General features: G+C 45.4%; 18 protein-coding genes. 9 read left to right on the top strand and 9 right to left on the bottom strand.

Annotation, left to right across the window (positions count from 1 at the left end):
* Positions 1–14: 14 nt before the first annotated feature.
* Entirely contained in the window at positions 15–329 is a 315-nt protein-coding gene (locus tag V8G47_RS07495) for a thioredoxin family protein (RefSeq protein ID WP_034764088.1), read from the bottom strand.
* Positions 330–432: 103 nt separating this feature from the next.
* Between V8G47_RS07495 and V8G47_RS07490 the strand changes: the two genes are divergently transcribed.
* Entirely contained in the window at positions 433–1,494 is a 1,062-nt protein-coding gene (locus tag V8G47_RS07490) for an oxidoreductase (protein WP_336199555.1), read from the top strand.
* 42 nt (positions 1,495–1,536) lie between these two features.
* Here V8G47_RS07490 and V8G47_RS07485 read toward each other — a convergent pair whose 3' ends face one another.
* The 4 genes from V8G47_RS07485 to V8G47_RS07470 all read right to left on the bottom strand — a co-directional run bounded on the left by V8G47_RS07485 (position 1,537) and on the right by V8G47_RS07470 (position 6,382).
* A complete protein-coding gene (locus tag V8G47_RS07485) occupies positions 1,537–2,643 on the bottom strand; it encodes a Ger(x)C family spore germination protein (protein ID WP_336199554.1) in 1,107 nt (368 codons plus the stop codon).
* Positions 2,640–3,746, bottom strand: a complete 1,107-nt coding sequence (locus tag V8G47_RS07480; protein WP_336199553.1) for a GerAB/ArcD/ProY family transporter — start codon at positions 3,744–3,746, stop codon at positions 2,640–2,642. Before V8G47_RS07480 ends, V8G47_RS07485 begins: the two co-directional genes overlap by 4 nt.
* On the bottom strand, positions 3,746–5,251 hold the full coding sequence (locus V8G47_RS07475) for a spore germination protein (RefSeq protein ID WP_336199552.1): 1,506 nt from the start codon (positions 5,249–5,251) through the stop codon (positions 3,746–3,748). Before V8G47_RS07475 ends, V8G47_RS07480 begins: the two co-directional genes overlap by 1 nt.
* Positions 5,252–5,422: 171 nt before the next feature.
* Positions 5,423–6,382, bottom strand: coding sequence for an ABC transporter substrate-binding protein (locus tag V8G47_RS07470; RefSeq protein ID WP_336199551.1), 960 nt, complete (start codon positions 6,380–6,382; stop codon positions 5,423–5,425).
* Positions 6,383–6,599: 217 nt separating this feature from the next.
* On the opposite strand from V8G47_RS07470, the gene V8G47_RS07465 reads away from it, so the two are divergent.
* Genes V8G47_RS07465 through V8G47_RS07445 form a run of 5 tightly spaced genes read left to right on the top strand, consistent with a single transcriptional unit; the run spans position 6,600 to position 10,522 of the window.
* The gene (locus tag V8G47_RS07465; RefSeq protein ID WP_336199550.1) at positions 6,600–7,586 is read left to right on the top strand and encodes a FecCD family ABC transporter permease; all 987 of its coding nucleotides are present in this window, start codon (positions 6,600–6,602) and stop codon (positions 7,584–7,586) included.
* Between the two features lie 3 nt (positions 7,587–7,589).
* Positions 7,590–8,645, top strand: coding sequence for a FecCD family ABC transporter permease (locus V8G47_RS07460; RefSeq protein WP_336199549.1), 1,056 nt, complete (start codon positions 7,590–7,592; stop codon positions 8,643–8,645).
* A gap of 15 nt (positions 8,646–8,660) precedes the next feature.
* Positions 8,661–9,479, top strand: a complete 819-nt coding sequence (locus V8G47_RS07455; RefSeq protein WP_336199548.1) for an ABC transporter ATP-binding protein — start codon at positions 8,661–8,663, stop codon at positions 9,477–9,479.
* Positions 9,476–10,231 (top strand): IucA/IucC family C-terminal-domain containing protein, encoded by a 756-nt coding sequence (locus V8G47_RS07450; protein WP_336199547.1) that lies wholly within the window; start codon positions 9,476–9,478, stop codon positions 10,229–10,231. The genes V8G47_RS07455 and V8G47_RS07450 overlap by 4 nt, the downstream gene beginning before the upstream one ends.
* Positions 10,232–10,258: 27 nt before the next feature.
* The gene (locus tag V8G47_RS07445) at positions 10,259–10,522 is read left to right on the top strand and encodes a DUF2573 family protein (protein ID WP_336199546.1); all 264 of its coding nucleotides are present in this window, start codon (positions 10,259–10,261) and stop codon (positions 10,520–10,522) included.
* Positions 10,523–10,661: 139 nt separating this feature from the next.
* Here V8G47_RS07445 and V8G47_RS07440 read toward each other — a convergent pair whose 3' ends face one another.
* Together V8G47_RS07440 and V8G47_RS07435 are read right to left on the bottom strand one after the other, a co-directional pair.
* Positions 10,662–11,009 carry a spore coat protein gene (locus tag V8G47_RS07440; RefSeq protein WP_336199545.1) on the bottom strand — a complete coding sequence of 116 codons (348 nt, stop codon included), beginning with the start codon at positions 11,007–11,009 and terminating at the stop codon, positions 10,662–10,664.
* A 17-nt stretch (positions 11,010–11,026) separates the two neighbouring features.
* Positions 11,027–11,284, bottom strand: coding sequence for a hypothetical protein (locus tag V8G47_RS07435; protein WP_034764614.1), 258 nt, complete (start codon positions 11,282–11,284; stop codon positions 11,027–11,029).
* Positions 11,285–11,609: 325 nt separating this feature from the next.
* On the opposite strand from V8G47_RS07435, the gene V8G47_RS07430 reads away from it, so the two are divergent.
* The 3 genes from V8G47_RS07430 to V8G47_RS07420 all read left to right on the top strand — a co-directional run bounded on the left by V8G47_RS07430 (position 11,610) and on the right by V8G47_RS07420 (position 14,648).
* The gene (locus V8G47_RS07430) at positions 11,610–12,527 is read left to right on the top strand and encodes a proline dehydrogenase (protein WP_336199544.1); all 918 of its coding nucleotides are present in this window, start codon (positions 11,610–11,612) and stop codon (positions 12,525–12,527) included.
* Positions 12,528–12,599: 72 nt separating this feature from the next.
* Complete coding sequence (locus V8G47_RS07425) at positions 12,600–13,094, top strand: GNAT family N-acetyltransferase (protein WP_336199543.1); 495 nt, start codon at positions 12,600–12,602, stop codon at positions 13,092–13,094.
* A gap of 90 nt (positions 13,095–13,184) precedes the next feature.
* Positions 13,185–14,648 carry a potassium/proton antiporter gene (locus V8G47_RS07420; protein ID WP_336199542.1) on the top strand — a complete coding sequence of 488 codons (1,464 nt, stop codon included), beginning with the start codon at positions 13,185–13,187 and terminating at the stop codon, positions 14,646–14,648.
* A gap of 68 nt (positions 14,649–14,716) precedes the next feature.
* Here V8G47_RS07420 and V8G47_RS07415 read toward each other — a convergent pair whose 3' ends face one another.
* Both V8G47_RS07415 and V8G47_RS07410 read right to left on the bottom strand, forming a co-directional pair.
* A complete protein-coding gene (locus tag V8G47_RS07415) occupies positions 14,717–15,343 on the bottom strand; it encodes a YczE/YyaS/YitT family protein (RefSeq protein WP_336199541.1) in 627 nt (208 codons plus the stop codon).
* Positions 15,344–15,574: 231 nt separating this feature from the next.
* Positions 15,575–15,712: a YuzL family protein gene (locus tag V8G47_RS07410; protein ID WP_336199540.1), complete on the bottom strand. Its 138-nt coding sequence runs from the start codon at positions 15,710–15,712 to the stop codon at positions 15,575–15,577.
* Positions 15,713–15,771: the final 59 nt, after the last annotated feature.

The raw sequence follows: 15,771 nt of genomic DNA, 5'->3' as shown, positions 1-15,771 counted from the left end.
ACGGACCTTTACCATTATAAAGTGTTCAGGAATTCTGTCACTTGTTCTGGTGATTTGGCGTTGGCGCTGTGCAGGTGGGCTTGTTTTTCGCCGTTTTTGTAGACGAGCAGGCTTGGGATGCCCATGACGTCATATTTCTCGGCGATTTCCGGGAATTCGTCCTTATTGATGTCATACCATTTATATTGATTGAATTCTTCCATGATTTCATCAATGAACATATCCATACGACGGCAGTCAGGACACCAGTCTGCATGGAATTTTACGATGACAGGCTCTGTTGATGTAATAAGATCGTCAAAGGTTTCTTTGTTTTTGATTGATTGCATGATGATAACCTCCCTTTCCCACTTATTTTATACAAAACAGAGACTGATTGTAAAACGAATCATTTTTCGTCTCATCTTGTACATGATAATATGAGAATACATTTTGAAAGAAAAAGGTGACATTATGCAGCCCATTAAAGTTGGTTTAGCAGGATACGGTTTTTCAGGACAAAGCTTTCATCGTCCTTTACTCTCTCATTTAGAGGATTTTCACATAGAAGCGGTCATGTCTTCCAATGAAGAAAAAGTATTAAACGATATAGAGGGGACGACCGTCGTGTCATCTCTCGAAGACCTGCTTCGGGAAGACATCGAATTAGTCGTCATCACAACTCCCAATCACCTTCACTATAGTATGATCAAGCAATCTTTATTAGCCGATAAGCATGTGATCGTTGAGAAGCCATTTGTAACGGATAGCCGGGAAGGTAAGGAGCTATTGGCACTGGCGAAAGAAAGAGGACTTCACCTCTCTGTTTTCCACAACCGGCGCTGGGATGCGGACTTTCTGACGATTCAGCAATTGGTGAAAGAAGGGACGCTGGGGCCGATTTTTACATACGAAGCGCATTTTGACCGGTACCGCCCGGCCATCAAGGACAGGTGGAAAGAGAATAAGATTGAAGGGGCAGGCGTCCTTTATGATCTTGGCTCTCATCTGTTGGATCAGGTACTCACTCTGTTCGGGAAACCTAAATGGGTCCAGGCGGATGTGTTTCCGCAACGAAATCCGGAAAAGGCCGAGGACTACTTCCTCATCACCCTCGGATATGACGTCATGAGGGTTCAGCTGTATTCACGTTCCATCGTATTGGATCCCGGGCCACGCTATCAGGTTCATGGGCTGAAAGGCAGCTTTGTGAAGCATGGTATGGATCGTCAGGAAGATGACCTTAAGGCAGGAAAGAATCCTGTTTCTGAAGAATGGGGAATCGAAGACGAGGAAAATTGGGGTGTCCTTACGACCATAACAGGTGAAGAGGTGACATCTGAAGTCATTCCATCAGAAAAAGGGGACTACACTCAATTTTACCTGGGTGTGTACGGGGCGATAAGAGAAAATCATCCTCTCCCCGTCGACCCGGAAGATGCTTTGGAAGTCATCACCATCATCGAAGCATGTAAAGAAAGTGCAGCATCCGGACGAGTCATCAATATGAAATGAAAAAAAGGGCTCCCTGACATGATGGGAGCCCTTTTCCATATCTTATTCCACCGTCCCGGCTTCTAAAATCTGAATCCTGGCGTCAACATTGAATTTCACACGCGGATATATGCTGTCTTCCCATTCCTTGAAATCAAATCCCCGTACGCCGTGCTTTTGGATTTGTCCGATGCCGACTGGATCGATGCCAAGTTCCTGGAATTCTTTCAGCATTTTCATCCCATTTTTTTCAATATCTTTTTTCATTTGTTTCTCCACTTGGATCACTTTATCGGGAGTCAATCTCTTACCGGTATACTCACGGATGATCCCTCTGATTTTGATCCGGATCGTCACTTCCACAGGATCGGCATGGTGCTTGACGATGATTTTATTCTTGGAGATGAGACTGGTCACAGAGGCCTCGATGGACTTTTCCACATGACCACTGCTCTTTTCTTGTCCCATCTTGATGACGTGACTACCTTCAGCATACTTATCCACTAGCAGTTTGAAGAAAAACATATCCTTGGCAGGAATCTTTTTGACCATTTTGTCTTTGTCGAATAAAGCGACGCCCGTGATACCCACACTTTCATTGGACAGTTGTTTCAAGATTGGCAGATAGGGTGTCTGACCTTCCTGGAAATAGTCATAGATGAACATATGAAGATTGGTTTCGGGCAGTTCTCTCCGGGTGATATTGTGATGAATCAGATTGGAGAGGTATGTCCCGTTCCCTCGCAATCCGTAATTCCCTTTTATGAGCTCACCGGCTTCCCCTTCCGTCACAGTCAGATATAGCCTGGCCCCCACACTCGCATCCCTTTGAAGGGAGTCACCGATATCGATGATTCCTTTTCTGGCAAGATCCTCCCCAACCAAAACGACGTCCAGGCTTCCGCGGACCAGAGGCTGCTGTGATCTTCTTTCCAATTTCTCGAGCACTTCCCTCGTAGAGGAGGCTTCTGCAGACAGCGTCCCGTTTTGAATCGATTTATCGGCTAAGTAAATCGGGAAGAGGGCCGTTCCCCTGATCCTATCCTCTCCCACATAGTCGTAGGCTTTCCCTGTTTCGATATATAGGTCGTCCAGGATTTCCTTCTCCACACACCCTGTCAGAAAAAAGAAACAAATGAGAATAGCTGTGAGCAAACATGTACGTTTCATTGTTTATTCCTCACTTTCTTCATGATGATCACAAGCAACAGAAGAGCAGGAATGTAAAAATAGTTAATGTAAAACCCAATCTGCCCTGATACCGTATTCAGGAAATTCACTTGTTTCCTGTCAGCGAAAAAGGTGAGGGCGGATAAGCATAGCAGGCAGATGATCCATAACGAATGCCTGTGCTTCAGTGGAGTCATCCGTTTTAGGATCCTGCTGGCACACCAGATCGCAATACATACGTTTGGAAGGATGATCAAGCACCAATTGGCAATGCCGATATACTCAAATCGTTCCACGAACGGCATTTCGACGATCTTCCACATGGAGAGGGTCGCCCAAACGGTCTTTTCCAGCTGTTTCTGACTGAAAAACGCAAAAGAAACAATGGCTAGAATGGTATAAAGGGTAGTGGTCGTAAATAGCGCCCAGTGGGCATATTTCTGAGATTTTTTAGCATCTTTCACAAAAGGATAAAGAAGTAAAATGGATTCATAGCCTAAATACGTCAGGGACATGTTCTTGGTGGAAATCAATAGATCCTTCACCGTATGGTCAAAGACAGGCAGGATATTCCGGAAGTCTGCATATTTAAAGGTGAAGGCAAACGTTAATATGAGATAACTGGGGAGAAAGATCCCGAAAAAGGCCGTTCCGGTCACGGTCCTTACCCCGCCGTTGACAATATAATAAACAAGGACAAGAAAGAGCAATGAAAAGAAGAACGTACTCAATCTTGGGTACATCCACACCTGTAATACCTCGATATACGTACGCATAATGGTAATCACCAGTAAACTGAAATAGATGACGAAGAAGAGACTGAATATTTTTCCGATCCACTTTCCGAATACAAGAGTGTGGGCAGATACAAGGTCTCCATCCACCCTATTTAAAATCTGATACATGAAAAACATGATAACGTGAGTGAATATACCTGCAAGAATGACAGAAATCCATCCATCATAGCCAGCATTTTTTGAAATGATACGTTGGAATCCGAGGACCCCTGCCCCTACTTGAATGGCGTGAATGAGAAAGAAGACCATGAACGGCGATATTTTTCTTCTATCCGGAATCGGCAGCATTTGATCACCTCCAACCATTATTCGTCGATATCAAGCTTTTTCTTCCCTTCAGAGGGACGGAACCTGAACGGTTTCTTGGTGCGCAGATATTCCGGACGGCCACCTTGTCTGCTGAAGGGAAGGCGAATGAGTGCATCTTTCAAGTCTTTTACCCGTGGTGGGAAAAGAGGTTCCAAAAACGGTCTGCCGAGAGACGTCAATTGCAGGAGATGTCCCATCAGAAGGCAGAAACAGTAAACGATCCCAAGCAGTCCCCAGAGTTGTGCGAACAATAAGAAGGGAAAACGAAGTAGACGGATCGTATTACTCATCCGGTAAACCGGAGTGGTAAAAGAAGCAAGGGCAGCAAGCGCCACCAATATGAGCAGTACATTACTCGTGATCCCCGCTTCAACGGATGCCGTCCCGATGACGATACCTCCAACGATACCGATAGTCTGACCGACCTTGGTCGGAAGGCGTGCCCCTGCTTCCCGGAGCAGCTCAATCGTCAACTCAAGAAACAATGCCTCGAGAATAGGAGGCAGAGGGATCTCTTGTCTTGAAGTGATGAGTGTCGCCATTAAATCCTTCGGGATGAGCTCATAATGATAGGTCAAGGCCGCTACATAAATGGGTGTGATCAAGATGGAGAATGCCACGGCAAATACACGAACCAGACGCAGGAAAGAAGAAATGAAGAAATTCAAGAAATAATCCTCATATGCGTTAAAAAACTCTACGAGAGTGGTTGGTCCGATCAGAGCATGCGGCGATCCATCCACCATGATGGCAACTTTGCCCTCGGCAAGCACGGACGCTACCCGGTCAGGTCGTTCCGAGTCCAATAGCTGGGGGAAGGGGGACTTGCCATTATCGGCAATCAGCTGTTCAATGAATGAACTGTCCATGATTTGATCAAAGTCGATATCCCGTAATCGTTGCCGGACCGTATTGACGTTTGCTTCATCTGCAAGTCCATCAATATACAGCAACACAACCCGGGTATGGGTGAGTGTTCCGAGATTGAATTCTTCCACTAGCAGTTCCTTGATGGGCAGCCGCTTTCTTAGCAGGTTCAGGTTATCACTGAGAGACTCTACGAATGCCTCCTTGGGTCCGACCACACTGAACTCCACTTCCGGCTGAGAGACTTTCCTGCCCATTTCGTTCTTCGTCGCGATGAAGGCGAATTTTCGGTTGGAAGCATCCATTGTCAGGAGGGTATATCCGTTATACAGCTTCTGTTCGATTTGAGTTTCATCTGTGGAAATTTGAATATCCAATACAGGGACCAGGGTTTTTAAATCATCGAAAGAGTGGAAATCCTTTGAAAGCAAGGAAGGAAGGACATCCTCCTGCAGGATCTTTCCATCAATCAACGTCGTGACGAAGTGCAGACTGAACTTCACCCCTGTATGTGGATTCTGGTAAAAGGCCTGTTTATAATCGGCAGATTTCTCCGCTTCCTTTTTCAGACTTTCATATGATTGCTTTTTACTGTTCTTATCGCTGTTTTTCTTGTTCTTAAAGAATGAAAACATACTAATCCCTCATGTCCGATGTATGGTCTATCCTGTAGTGTTACCTGAAAAAAGGAGAATTATGAGAAAGGAAGGGTGGAGAGGAAAAATACGTAAAGCGATCCCCGAAAATCAGGAAATAAAAAAAGCCGGAAAGGGACATGCCCTTTTCGGCTCTTTAATATATGTCGTTCATTCCTGTTCCAAGAAATACTTTTCAATATCATCAAGCATCGCATTCGCTGCCAGGACTCCGCCTGCCGTGTTCCAAATCGCGTCACTTACTTCATATACCTTGTCTTGTTTTGCTACTTCAAGATTTTTGAACAACGGATCGTTCAGCCATTCTTCCGCAAGTTTGTTCGCTTCGCCATCGCCGGTTTCATATGTGAAGTAGAATAGGACATCTCCGTCCATTGCCGGGATGCGTTCTTTCGTGACACCCTTTTCTGCAAAGTCATCTACATCCTGACCTTCAGGACGTGCGAACCCTAATTGATCCAAAATCACACCAGAGAATGAATCTTTATGATAAATTCTTACATCTCCAGCTAAAAAGCGGACCATGGAAACTTCTTGGTTCAGTTTGTCTCCGAGTTTCCCTTTCAGATCTTCAATTCGCTGATCGTACTCCGCCAATACTTCCTGACCCTTTTCTTCCTTATTCAGTGCTTTGGCATATAACTCGAAATTTTCTTTCCAGTTACCGCGTAATGTTTCAGCCATGACGGTTGGAGCGATGTCTTTCAACTGATTGTACTGCTCTTCCTGCCGCATCTTGTTCCCGATAATCAGGTCCGGTTGAAGCTTTGCGATCGCTTCCATGTTTAATTCGCTCTCTGTCCCGACGACTTCAACGTCTTTCATCTTGTCGGCGATGTGGTCATACCAAGGATCACCTGTCCACGATTGAACGGCACCGACAGGAGTGACACCCATGGCAAGGAGGGCCTCTGTTCCTTCATTTGTGAGGATGACAACTTTCTTTGGCGTTCCTTTGATTTCCGTCGTACCCATTGCATGTTTCACTGTATACGTTTCTTCATTCTTATCACTTCCTGCAGACTCATCTTTTTCTTCTTTATTTCCGCAGGCAGCAAGAAAGAGAAGCGTAGAAATCAGCAGTAAAGATAGTAAGCTTTTTAATTTCATATGTAGATCCCCCTGATATGGTTTTTATCGATGATAATGATTATCATTTACACTCATAATGGTAGTTGAGAAGGTTTTCATTGTCAATACCTAAATGATAATGATTTTCAAAATCATTGACGCTCCTTTTATTCTTCTTTAAAATAGAAAGGGAAGAACAGTACGTAATTGTTTAATTGATTTCCTTTCCTTTAAGGAAAAGAAAGGTTAGCACATAATGAACATTCAAAAAAAGCTTCTTTTATTTATAGGAACACTTCTTTTTCTTATCCTGTGCATCGGGATCAGTATTGTATACGGATACACGGATACAAGTTGGCAAACAGCGGTCGAGGCTTTTTCCAACCCGACTGGATCGACGGAGCATATCGTGCTTCAGACCATCCGGTTACCAAGGGCGCTGATTGCGGCGGCAGTCGGTGCATCCCTTGCGATTTCAGGGGTTTTGATGCAAACATTGACCAATAACCCTCTCGCATCTCCAGGGATTTTCGGAATCAATGCAGGAGGAGCTTTTATGGTGGTCGTAGCGGTTACGCTTTTTGGCATAACCAACCTGCAATCCTTTACGTGGCTCGCGTTTCTTGGTGCGGCCATTGCAGCGGTCGGCGTATTCATCATCAGTTCTGCAGGGAATAAAGGCTTGACGCCGATGAAGCTGACACTTGCTGGAGCGGCGATCACTGCTATGTTTTCCTCCTTTACACAGGGATTGCTTGTCTTGAATGAAGCGGCACTCGAGCAGGTGTTATTCTGGCTCGCGGGATCTGTCCAGGGAAGAAGTTTGGATATATTGAGCGGGGTCTTTCCATATATAGTGGCTGGATGGATTCTTGCTCTCTTTATTGCCGGCAAGATGAATATCCTTGCCATGGGGGAAGATGTGGCGAAAGGACTCGGGCTGAAAACGAACTTGATTAAATTTCTTGCTTTGATGGTTGTCGTCCTCTTGGCGGGTGGTTCCGTTGCCGTTGCCGGTCCCATCGGTTTTATCGGGATTGTCATCCCGCATGTAGCAAGGAAGATCATCGGGGTAGACCACAGGTGGCTGATTCCTTTCTCGGGACTTCTCGGAGCGATCTTATTACTGGTTGCTGACATTGGAGCACGGTACATCATCATGCCCCAGGAAGTGCCCGTCGGTGTCATGACCGCCATCATCGGCGCACCATTCTTCGTGTATGTGGCAAGGAAGGGGTTTTAACCGATGAATCGATTTATAGGAAAACGATGGCTTCAGGACCGTATTTCGATGCTTGTGGATCTTTCAGCACTCAAAAAAATAACCATCCTGGGTTTGATTACATTTCTCGTTCTGATCATGAGTACAGGGATAGGGGACTTGAAGATTGCCCCATGGAAGGTGATAAGTGTCTTCTTTGGAGGGGGGACGAGCCTGGAGCACCTCGTGGTGACGTCATTCCGCCTGCCGCGTATCCTCATTGCACTGCTTGCCGGGATGGCGCTGGCCGTTGCCGGTGGAATCCTTCAAGGGATGATACGCAACCCTCTTGCTTCACCGGACATCATTGGAATCACAGGCGGAGCGGGAGCGGCTGTCGTAGCGTTTCTTACCCTTTTCAGCAATGATGATAATACGTTGATGGTCAGCATTAAATGGCTGCCGGTTGCTGCATTCATCGGCGCGACAGTCATTGCCTTTCTGGTTTACTTTTTAGCCTGGCGAAAAGGGGTATCACCTGTCAGACTCGTTCTGATCGGTATTGGTATCTCAGCTTTGACTCAAGCCTTGACCACACTTCTTATGATACTCGGCCCGATCTACAGGGCCAGTCAGGCAAATATCTGGATCACGGGTACAGTGAACGGTTCTGACTGGCAGGATGTGTGGATCCTGCTTCCTTGGAGCCTGGTCTTTATCCTGTTAAGCTTCTTTATTACCCGTCAGCTGAATATACAGGAACTAGGTGAAGAAATCGCCACTAGTGTTGGAGGGAATGTTCAACGTCAGCGGTTCTTTCTCCTTCTTATGTCAACAGCGTTAGTGGGGGGAGCGGTCGCATTTGCCGGTGGAATCGGCTTTGTAGGCTTGATGGCTCCCCATATGGCAAGGAGGATGGTCGGTTCTTCTTTCGGGGCGCTGCTTCCGACTGCAGCCCTGATCGGAGGGATCCTCGTCATGGTGGCAGACTTGATCGGCAGGACACTCTTCCTGCCCCTAGAAGTCCCGGCCGGTGTCTTTACGGCAGCGATTGGCGCACCGTATTTTATCTATCTTTTATTCAAAACAAGAAATTCTTAAAGGAGTTGGCCATAGATGAGTGACGTACTACAAACGAAGGATTTGACTCTATCTTACGGGGAACGGACGATCATCGATGAATTGAATATTGACATTCCACAAGGGGAAATCTCGGTCTTCATCGGCGGAAATGGCTGTGGGAAATCCACGCTTCTCCGTTCCATCGCCCGTCTGCTTAAGCCGAAGCAGGGATCGGTCCTGTTGGATGGGGAGGCAATCTCACGTTTATCAACGAAGGAAGTCGCTCGTAAAATGGCCATCCTTCCTCAATCCCCAACGGCTCCAGAAGGGCTGACCGTCCTCCAGCTCGTCAAGCAGGGGCGCTACCCTCATCAAACCTGGCTCAAGCAATGGTCACAGAAAGATGAAGAAATCGTCCAGGACGCGTTGAAAGCAACCAAGATGGAGGAGCTGCAGCACCGGAAAGTGGATGAACTATCGGGAGGGCAGAGGCAGCGCGCGTGGATCGCCTTGACACTTGCCCAGGATACAGACATCATCCTGTTGGATGAGCCAACGACATATCTTGATATGACCCACCAGATTGAGATCCTGGACTTATTATTCGAACTGAATGAGAAAGAGCAGCGCACCATCGTCATGGTTCTTCATGACCTGAACCTTGCCTGCAGATACGCCCATAATATCGTGGCGATCCGGGATAAACAGATCTATGCTCAAGGAAAACCTGAAGAAGTGATCAGCTGTGAGCTCGTGAAAAACGTATTCGATATGGACTGTCAGGTGTCCCGGGACCCATTATTCGGTACGCCTCTATGCATCCCGTTCGGTAAAGGACGCTGCATCTTGAAAGACGCAGTGGAAACAGGATGAACACCCTCACAGAACAGCAGTGGGAATTCTTAAGGAAATACCGCTTTCATGCGACCGCCCCTGATTTAATAGGGGAAGAGGCAACCTCATTCCTGGATGGTGGAAAGATGAAAGCCTATTTATCTCATCGTCGCTCCCTGATCGGGACGGACGACCTTAAAGTGGCAGCATCCATATTTATGAAGCGCTATGCGTTTGTAGCCGCAATGGGTTTAATGACCATGACATACTGGAATAAGAAATTGAATCTCAATCCTGAAAACCTGATCATGGTCGATGGGGAGAAAAATGGATTATGGATGCCTCAATTTCACTTGAAGGATGCATCGGTGACGGAGTTTACATCCCTTGAGGAAAGGAACACGTTCATTCAATCCATTTTCCGGGATCATCTCGATCAAGTGATTCAGTCGATTAAAAATGCCACAAAGCTATCCAATCTGATTCTTTGGGAAAACATCGCCATATATGTATTCTGGATATTTGAGAACGATGATTTTCTTTTGAACGAAGGGAAGGGGAGCGGGCGTGATAACCATTTATGGATGCTCCTTTCAGATGAAAACAGCTTATGGTTCGGAAACTACCATAGCAATCCACTGGCCAGATATTATAGCAGGAAAGTAAATGTAGAGGGAAAAACGGAAAAAATGCGTGTCAGAAAAACTTGCTGCTTCTCCTACAGACTAGAGAACGGGGAACAATATCGCTGTAAAACTTGTCCACAGACCTGTATGGTTAAAAAGACCTGATTCATCATTCGTAAGGAGGCTAACGCAATGAAGGAATTCCCTGAACAATTTGATGCTTTGCTTGAAAAGTACACGGAACTATTGGTGGGTGAAACCGACGCCGTCAAGAAAGAAATGGTGACACAATACGCTCTTTACTCATTCATCGCCAAAAACATGCCGGCACTGGTGAAACATTGGAATTCTCTCTATCCGGAGGGGAAAGATGAAATGAAACGGATCGTCGGGGAGATCAAAGAGATGAATGAAGCACATCGGGCGGAAATGAGCAGGAAGAAAAAAGATGAATGACAATACTGATTGAAAAAGTACCCTTTTGATGTGAAGAGGGTGCTTTTTTATTGGATTCTGGTGGGCAGCAGATTCAATCTTCCCTCACGCACTTTTACCTCCAACAAAAAAAGGCAGACCAGGGTCTGCCTTCCGTTCATTACTGGACCTGACCGCCATACCCATATGGGAACTGAGAAGCATATTGCTGATGCTGCTGATAGGACTGCTGGATTTTTTGACTGTCGGCAGCCTCCAGCTTGTACCAGCCTTTGCGGAACATTTCATTGTATAATTCTCGTTGGGCATTTTGCGTTTCGTTGAAAATCGTCAGGAGATCCTGATATAAAGCTTGATGGCTTGCTTCATTCAAAGCCGTACAATAAGAAGCCGTCATATATTTTTCATGGGACAGGACATCCGTAATGAAGTCGCGATCATTCATTTGTGGCGTTTCAGGCACTTGCGTTTGAGGGTTTTGGATTTTTTGCTGATTCTGTTGATTCATGGTTTAAGGACTCCTTTCTACATCATATTTTGGTTGGTCGTATTTAGATGGGCAAGCAGCTGCTGGTAATGGCGCTGATGCATTTGGCCGCATTTATCGAGCTCCGCTTTAATCTCCGTATCCTGACAGTGAGCAGCTGCAAAATGACATTTCTTCATGGCAGTCAGATTCCAGGCAAGCATGTCATTTAAATAAAGTGAATCCTTCGTAGTGAGCATATGCGGCGGCTGTGTGTACGTTTGCTGCTGGCTCCCTTGTTGAGGTTGTTGTTGCATATTCCATTCCTCCGTTTCCTTTTTTAGTCTTCGATACCCTTTATTAGTTGCTTTCGGATAGGTAAAATTACCCTGTATACGGCGCGGTAAGAAAGCGGTATCATCAGAAGGCAAAGGTTATTTTTCCTACTATCCAACATACTTATTCACGTATTTACAAATTTCGATAATATTCTACTAAGAAAGTATTGAAAGTATATTCAAAACGTTTAAAAGGTGATAAAATATTGGTAAATATACTAATAGTGTGAACCTTCTCTTTTTTAGCAATAAAGAAAACGGTTTCATAGTAGCATATATATGTTTTTTTCAGGGGGTAAGCAACATGGAGCAAGCAATGCGTAATTTCTTTTTATTCCTTTCAAAAAATAAGCCGATGACGAAACTTGCCAAAAAGTATGGCCTGCGCTTTGGTGCCGGTCGATTTGTTGCGGGGTCTTCCATCCTGCAGGCAGTTGAAGTTATTCGCGAGCTGAATAGTCAGAATCTTGTTGTCACGATCGACTATTTGGGAGAGTTTGTGGACAATGAGCGTGAAGCAAACGAAATGGCCCTTGAATGTGTAGAGGCGATTCGTGCCATCGGGAGAGAGAAACTCGACTCTCAGCTATCCCTTAAAATGACTTCAATGGGACTGGATATCTCTGAAGAGGTTGTCATGAAGAATATGAGATTGATTCTTGATGAAGCAACCAAACAGAACGTATTCGTAACCATTGACATGGAAGACTACTCCCGTTGTGGAAAGACCATTGATATATTCAAACGTCTGAAGTCGGAATATGATAATATCGGAACGGTCATCCAAGCCTATTTATATAGAACAGAAAAGGATATCGATGATTTGAATGCGTATTCCCCCAATCTGCGTCTTGTAAAAGGGGCTTATAAAGAGTCATCTGAAGTTGCGTTCCCGGAAAAGAAGGACGTGGACGAGAATTTTAAAAAAATCATCAAGACTCATCTGTTGAACGGGAATTATACGGCAATCGCCACCCATGATGATGAGATGATCGAATATACCAAGAGACTTGTAGAAGAATACAAGATCCCGCGTGATCAATTCGAGTTCCAGATGCTTTTCGGAATCCGTGTGGAACGTCAGCATGAACTGGTCAAGGAAGACTACAAAATGCGCGTCTATGTCCCATACGGCACGGACTGGTATGGATACTTTATGAGAAGACTGGCTGAAAGACCAGCCAACGTCGCCTTTGTTCTAAAAGGGGTCATGAAGAAATAATAGTAAGTAAGATGAAGACTCTATGGATCTCATAGGGTCTTATTTATTTATAGGCGATGGGAGGCAGGGAGAATGAAGATCGTTCCTTTTCGGGTGGAAGGAAAGTATTTCAAGAAAATGATTTCGTTATATTGCAGGCTGTTTCAGGTGGATCCGAGAGGCATGGAAGACCAATTCAAACGGCATTCCACGTATCCCCATTTTGAAGGATACCTCGCCATTATTGACGAACAAGTGGCAGGATACATTTATGGTTATTCTTCAAAAAAGGGTCAATACTATCATGGATTGTTGGCACGTCATTTACATTCCGAGCGTGAATGGATGAAAGATTGCATGGAGCTGGTGGAACTGGGTGTCGACCCGGCATACAGAGGCAGGGGAATCGGGAAGCTATTGGTAGAGCAATTATTGCAAAATCGAAAAGAAAAACGGGTCCTCCTCACGACTCGCAAAGACAATCACACGGCCATCGCCTTTTATCATGCCGGGGGATTTAAGATCATCCGGGAAGGTTTTTATCCGAACGTCCCACATGAATACATCATTATGGGTAAACATTTATAATAGCTGGTGAGTAAGGTGTAATATTTGTTACGTAATTCACAATGTTATATAATGAAAGGGAATAATCTTCATGAAATCAGAGGCGATAATATGGAAATTACCATTGATAATTTGACCCTGCTCCTTGGCCTCTTGCTACTGGTCGGTGTGATCACCGCTAAATTCTCCACACGATTAGGCGTCCCCTCATTGATTCTGTTCATCATCGTGGGAATGGTCTTAAATACATACTTTTTCTTCGATAACGCCCCTATGACTCAATTTATCGGTACGCTTGCACTCATCATCATTTTGTTCGAGGGTGGTCTTCAAACGGAATGGGGGAATGTGAAAAAGGTGTATAAGCCCGCCCTTTCACTGGCAACCATCGGGGTGGTGGCAACCACCGTATCCATCGGGGTGGCAGCCAAGTATATACTTGGAGTGAGCTGGCTGGAAGGAATGTTATTTGGGGCGATCGTTGGTTCAACCGACGCTGCAGCGGTGTTCTCCGTACTTGGGAACAAGAACATCAAACCGAAGATATCTTCCACACTGGAAGCAGAGTCCGGCAGTAACGACCCCATGGCCATTTTCTTAACTGTAGCATTTTTACAATTGATTCAATTCCCTGGATTGAACCCCGCTTCCCTGATCCTGAGCTTCTTTTGGCAGATGGGAATGGGCTTGGTACTTGGTCTGGTACTGGGTCTGGCATCCGTATGGATCATCAATCGAATCAACCTTGATTCATCCGGACTGTATCCGGTCCTGTCCATCTCCCTTGCCATTTTTACTTATGCCTTCACAAGCATCCTGGAGGCGAGTGGTCTCCTGGCCGTGTATATCATGGCAATCGTCGTCGGGAATAAGGAGCTCACCTACCGCCATTCCATTGTCCGTTTCAATGAAGGATTCGCGTGGATGATGCAGATCGTCATGTTCATCCTCCTTGGATTGCTGGTCTTCCCACAGCACCTGCCGGGAATTGCGTGGCAGGGTATCATACTTGCGATTCTGTTGATTGTGGTAGCGAGACCTCTCGGAGTCTATTTGAGCTTAGCGCTGGAAAGGAACTTCACCATTAAAGAGAAGTTCTTCATTTCCTGGGCAGGCTTAAAGGGAGCGGTCCCGATCGTATTGGCAACGTATCCGATGGTAGCAGGCATTGAAAACAGCGAAGTCATCTTCAACGTTGTGTTTTTCGTCGTTCTGCTCTCTGCTCTCATCCAGGGAACGACGATCTCCCCTCTGGCAAACTATCTTAAGCTTGCGGGAGAAGAAAAACCGCCGATCGCCCACAGCATCGAACTCGTTTCCATCGGGAAAACAAATAATGAAATGCTTGAAGTACTCATTAATGACGATGCCTATATTACGAATAGGATGATCAAAGACATCGATCTCCCTGAAAAAACGTTGATTTCTGCGGTCATACGATACAATGAATTGATCACTCCCACAGGGGACACCATGATTAAAGCAGGCGATACACTTTATGTAATGGCTGATAAAAGTCAAAGAAAGCGTGTCAATAAACTGTTGAATGAAAAAGGAAAAGTAAGCCCCTCATGAGAAAATGATCCGGCATGATAGAAAAAAGCAATCTTCCCTTTTGGAAAGATTGCTTTTTTGGATTAAGATCAGTCAGCAGAAACGGCTGCTTTTCCTATTGTTTTTTTCTCGAAGAGCTGTTCGAATATCGGGAAGCTGTATTGAACGACGAATCCTAATGTAAGGGTGACAATGATTGTCCCGATTCCGATATCCCCTTTAAAGAGGAATGCCAGGGAAAGGGCAAATCCTTCACTGATGATCCGGGAGTTACGAAGGTTTAACCCGAAACGTGTATGGATGGCAACCATAAGGGTATCCATCGGACTTGCCGGGAACTTCGCCTGAAGGTAAATCGCAATTCCAAGCCCCATCGTCAAAATTCCGGAAGCAAGGGCAACCAGTTGATTCCAAATAATCCCAGGTGCATAATTGTTAAAGACAACGAGCAGCCAAAAATCGATTAACAGGCCAATGACAAGAATCGATCCTGCCGCGAGGATATCGGGTTTCTTTTTCATAATGAGAGCATTGAGACCGATCAACACAATCCCGTTGATAAAAATGGCCGTCCCTACGGTAAATCCGAACATATTCGACTCCCCAACCGCAAGGGCATCCCACGCAGAGGCTCCGAGCCCCGACTTAATGATCAGGGCAACCCCCATTGTTAAAATGAAAAGTCCAATCGTAAAAAACAAAAATCTGCGCTTCATTCACATAATCTCCTTATCTGTAAACGTTATCATTCGTGTGCTTAAAAAAACAGACGTGCTACTTTGTTCATGATGTTGTTGGCGAAGTAGGAGGTCTGACGTCTTTAAATTGATAGTAATAGTTTACTTTAAAATGGACGGGAAGGCAAAGTTAATTTTTGTATGGGAGAGGGGAGAACGCCCCATAAAAAACAGCACCCGATCATATTAATCAGGTGCCATCTCCAATTCCTATGGTTGCTTCTTAAATTGATTGTTTTGACTATTACGCTTGCCGCCGCCATCCATCTCAACCGTCGGACCGGCATCCCCCTTCACACTCGCTGCACTAACCCCAGCCTTAGAAGGATCCTTCTTCTGCTTCGCCATCTCGAACACCTCCACTCCTAACATTCCCGGATCGTAAAAAAAATATGAGGGACGGACCT

The sequence above is a fragment of the Rossellomorea sp. LJF3 genome (assembly GCF_037046045.1).
Lineage (GTDB): Bacteria > Bacillota > Bacilli > Bacillales > Bacillaceae_B > Rossellomorea.
The sequence above is the reverse complement of the archived record's forward strand: the minus strand, read 5'-3'. Positions and strand labels throughout refer to the sequence as shown.

Excerpts from the sequence above, each read along its gene's own strand:
- V8G47_RS07430 (WP_336199544.1), top strand. The coding sequence starts at position 11,610 with ATGGAGCAAGCAATGCGTAATTTCTTTTTATTCCTTTCAAAAAATAAG.
- V8G47_RS07410 (WP_336199540.1), bottom strand. The coding sequence starts at position 15,712 with ATGGCGAAGCAGAAGAAGGATCCTTCTAAGGCTGGGGTTAGTGCAGCG.
- V8G47_RS07450 (WP_336199547.1), top strand. The coding sequence starts at position 9,476 with ATGAACACCCTCACAGAACAGCAGTGGGAATTCTTAAGGAAATACCGC.
- V8G47_RS07455 (WP_336199548.1), top strand. The coding sequence starts at position 8,661 with ATGAGTGACGTACTACAAACGAAGGATTTGACTCTATCTTACGGGGAA.
- V8G47_RS07465 (WP_336199550.1), top strand. The coding sequence starts at position 6,600 with ATGAACATTCAAAAAAAGCTTCTTTTATTTATAGGAACACTTCTTTTT.
- V8G47_RS07485 (WP_336199554.1), bottom strand. The coding sequence starts at position 2,643 with ATGAAACGTACATGTTTGCTCACAGCTATTCTCATTTGTTTCTTTTTT.
- V8G47_RS07445 (WP_336199546.1), top strand. The coding sequence starts at position 10,259 with ATGAAGGAATTCCCTGAACAATTTGATGCTTTGCTTGAAAAGTACACG.
- V8G47_RS07475 (WP_336199552.1), bottom strand. The coding sequence starts at position 5,251 with ATGTTTTCATTCTTTAAGAACAAGAAAAACAGCGATAAGAACAGTAAA.
- V8G47_RS07420 (WP_336199542.1), top strand. The coding sequence starts at position 13,185 with ATGGAAATTACCATTGATAATTTGACCCTGCTCCTTGGCCTCTTGCTA.
- V8G47_RS07460 (WP_336199549.1), top strand. The coding sequence starts at position 7,590 with ATGAATCGATTTATAGGAAAACGATGGCTTCAGGACCGTATTTCGATG.
- V8G47_RS07480 (WP_336199553.1), bottom strand. The coding sequence starts at position 3,746 with ATGGTTGGAGGTGATCAAATGCTGCCGATTCCGGATAGAAGAAAAATA.
- V8G47_RS07425 (WP_336199543.1), top strand. The coding sequence starts at position 12,600 with ATGAAGATCGTTCCTTTTCGGGTGGAAGGAAAGTATTTCAAGAAAATG.
- V8G47_RS07495 (WP_034764088.1), bottom strand. The coding sequence starts at position 329 with ATGCAATCAATCAAAAACAAAGAAACCTTTGACGATCTTATTACATCA.
- V8G47_RS07440 (WP_336199545.1), bottom strand. The coding sequence starts at position 11,009 with ATGAATCAACAGAATCAGCAAAAAATCCAAAACCCTCAAACGCAAGTG.
- V8G47_RS07415 (WP_336199541.1), bottom strand. The coding sequence starts at position 15,343 with ATGAAGCGCAGATTTTTGTTTTTTACGATTGGACTTTTCATTTTAACA.
- V8G47_RS07470 (WP_336199551.1), bottom strand. The coding sequence starts at position 6,382 with ATGAAATTAAAAAGCTTACTATCTTTACTGCTGATTTCTACGCTTCTC.
- V8G47_RS07435 (WP_034764614.1), bottom strand. The coding sequence starts at position 11,284 with ATGCAACAACAACCTCAACAAGGGAGCCAGCAGCAAACGTACACACAG.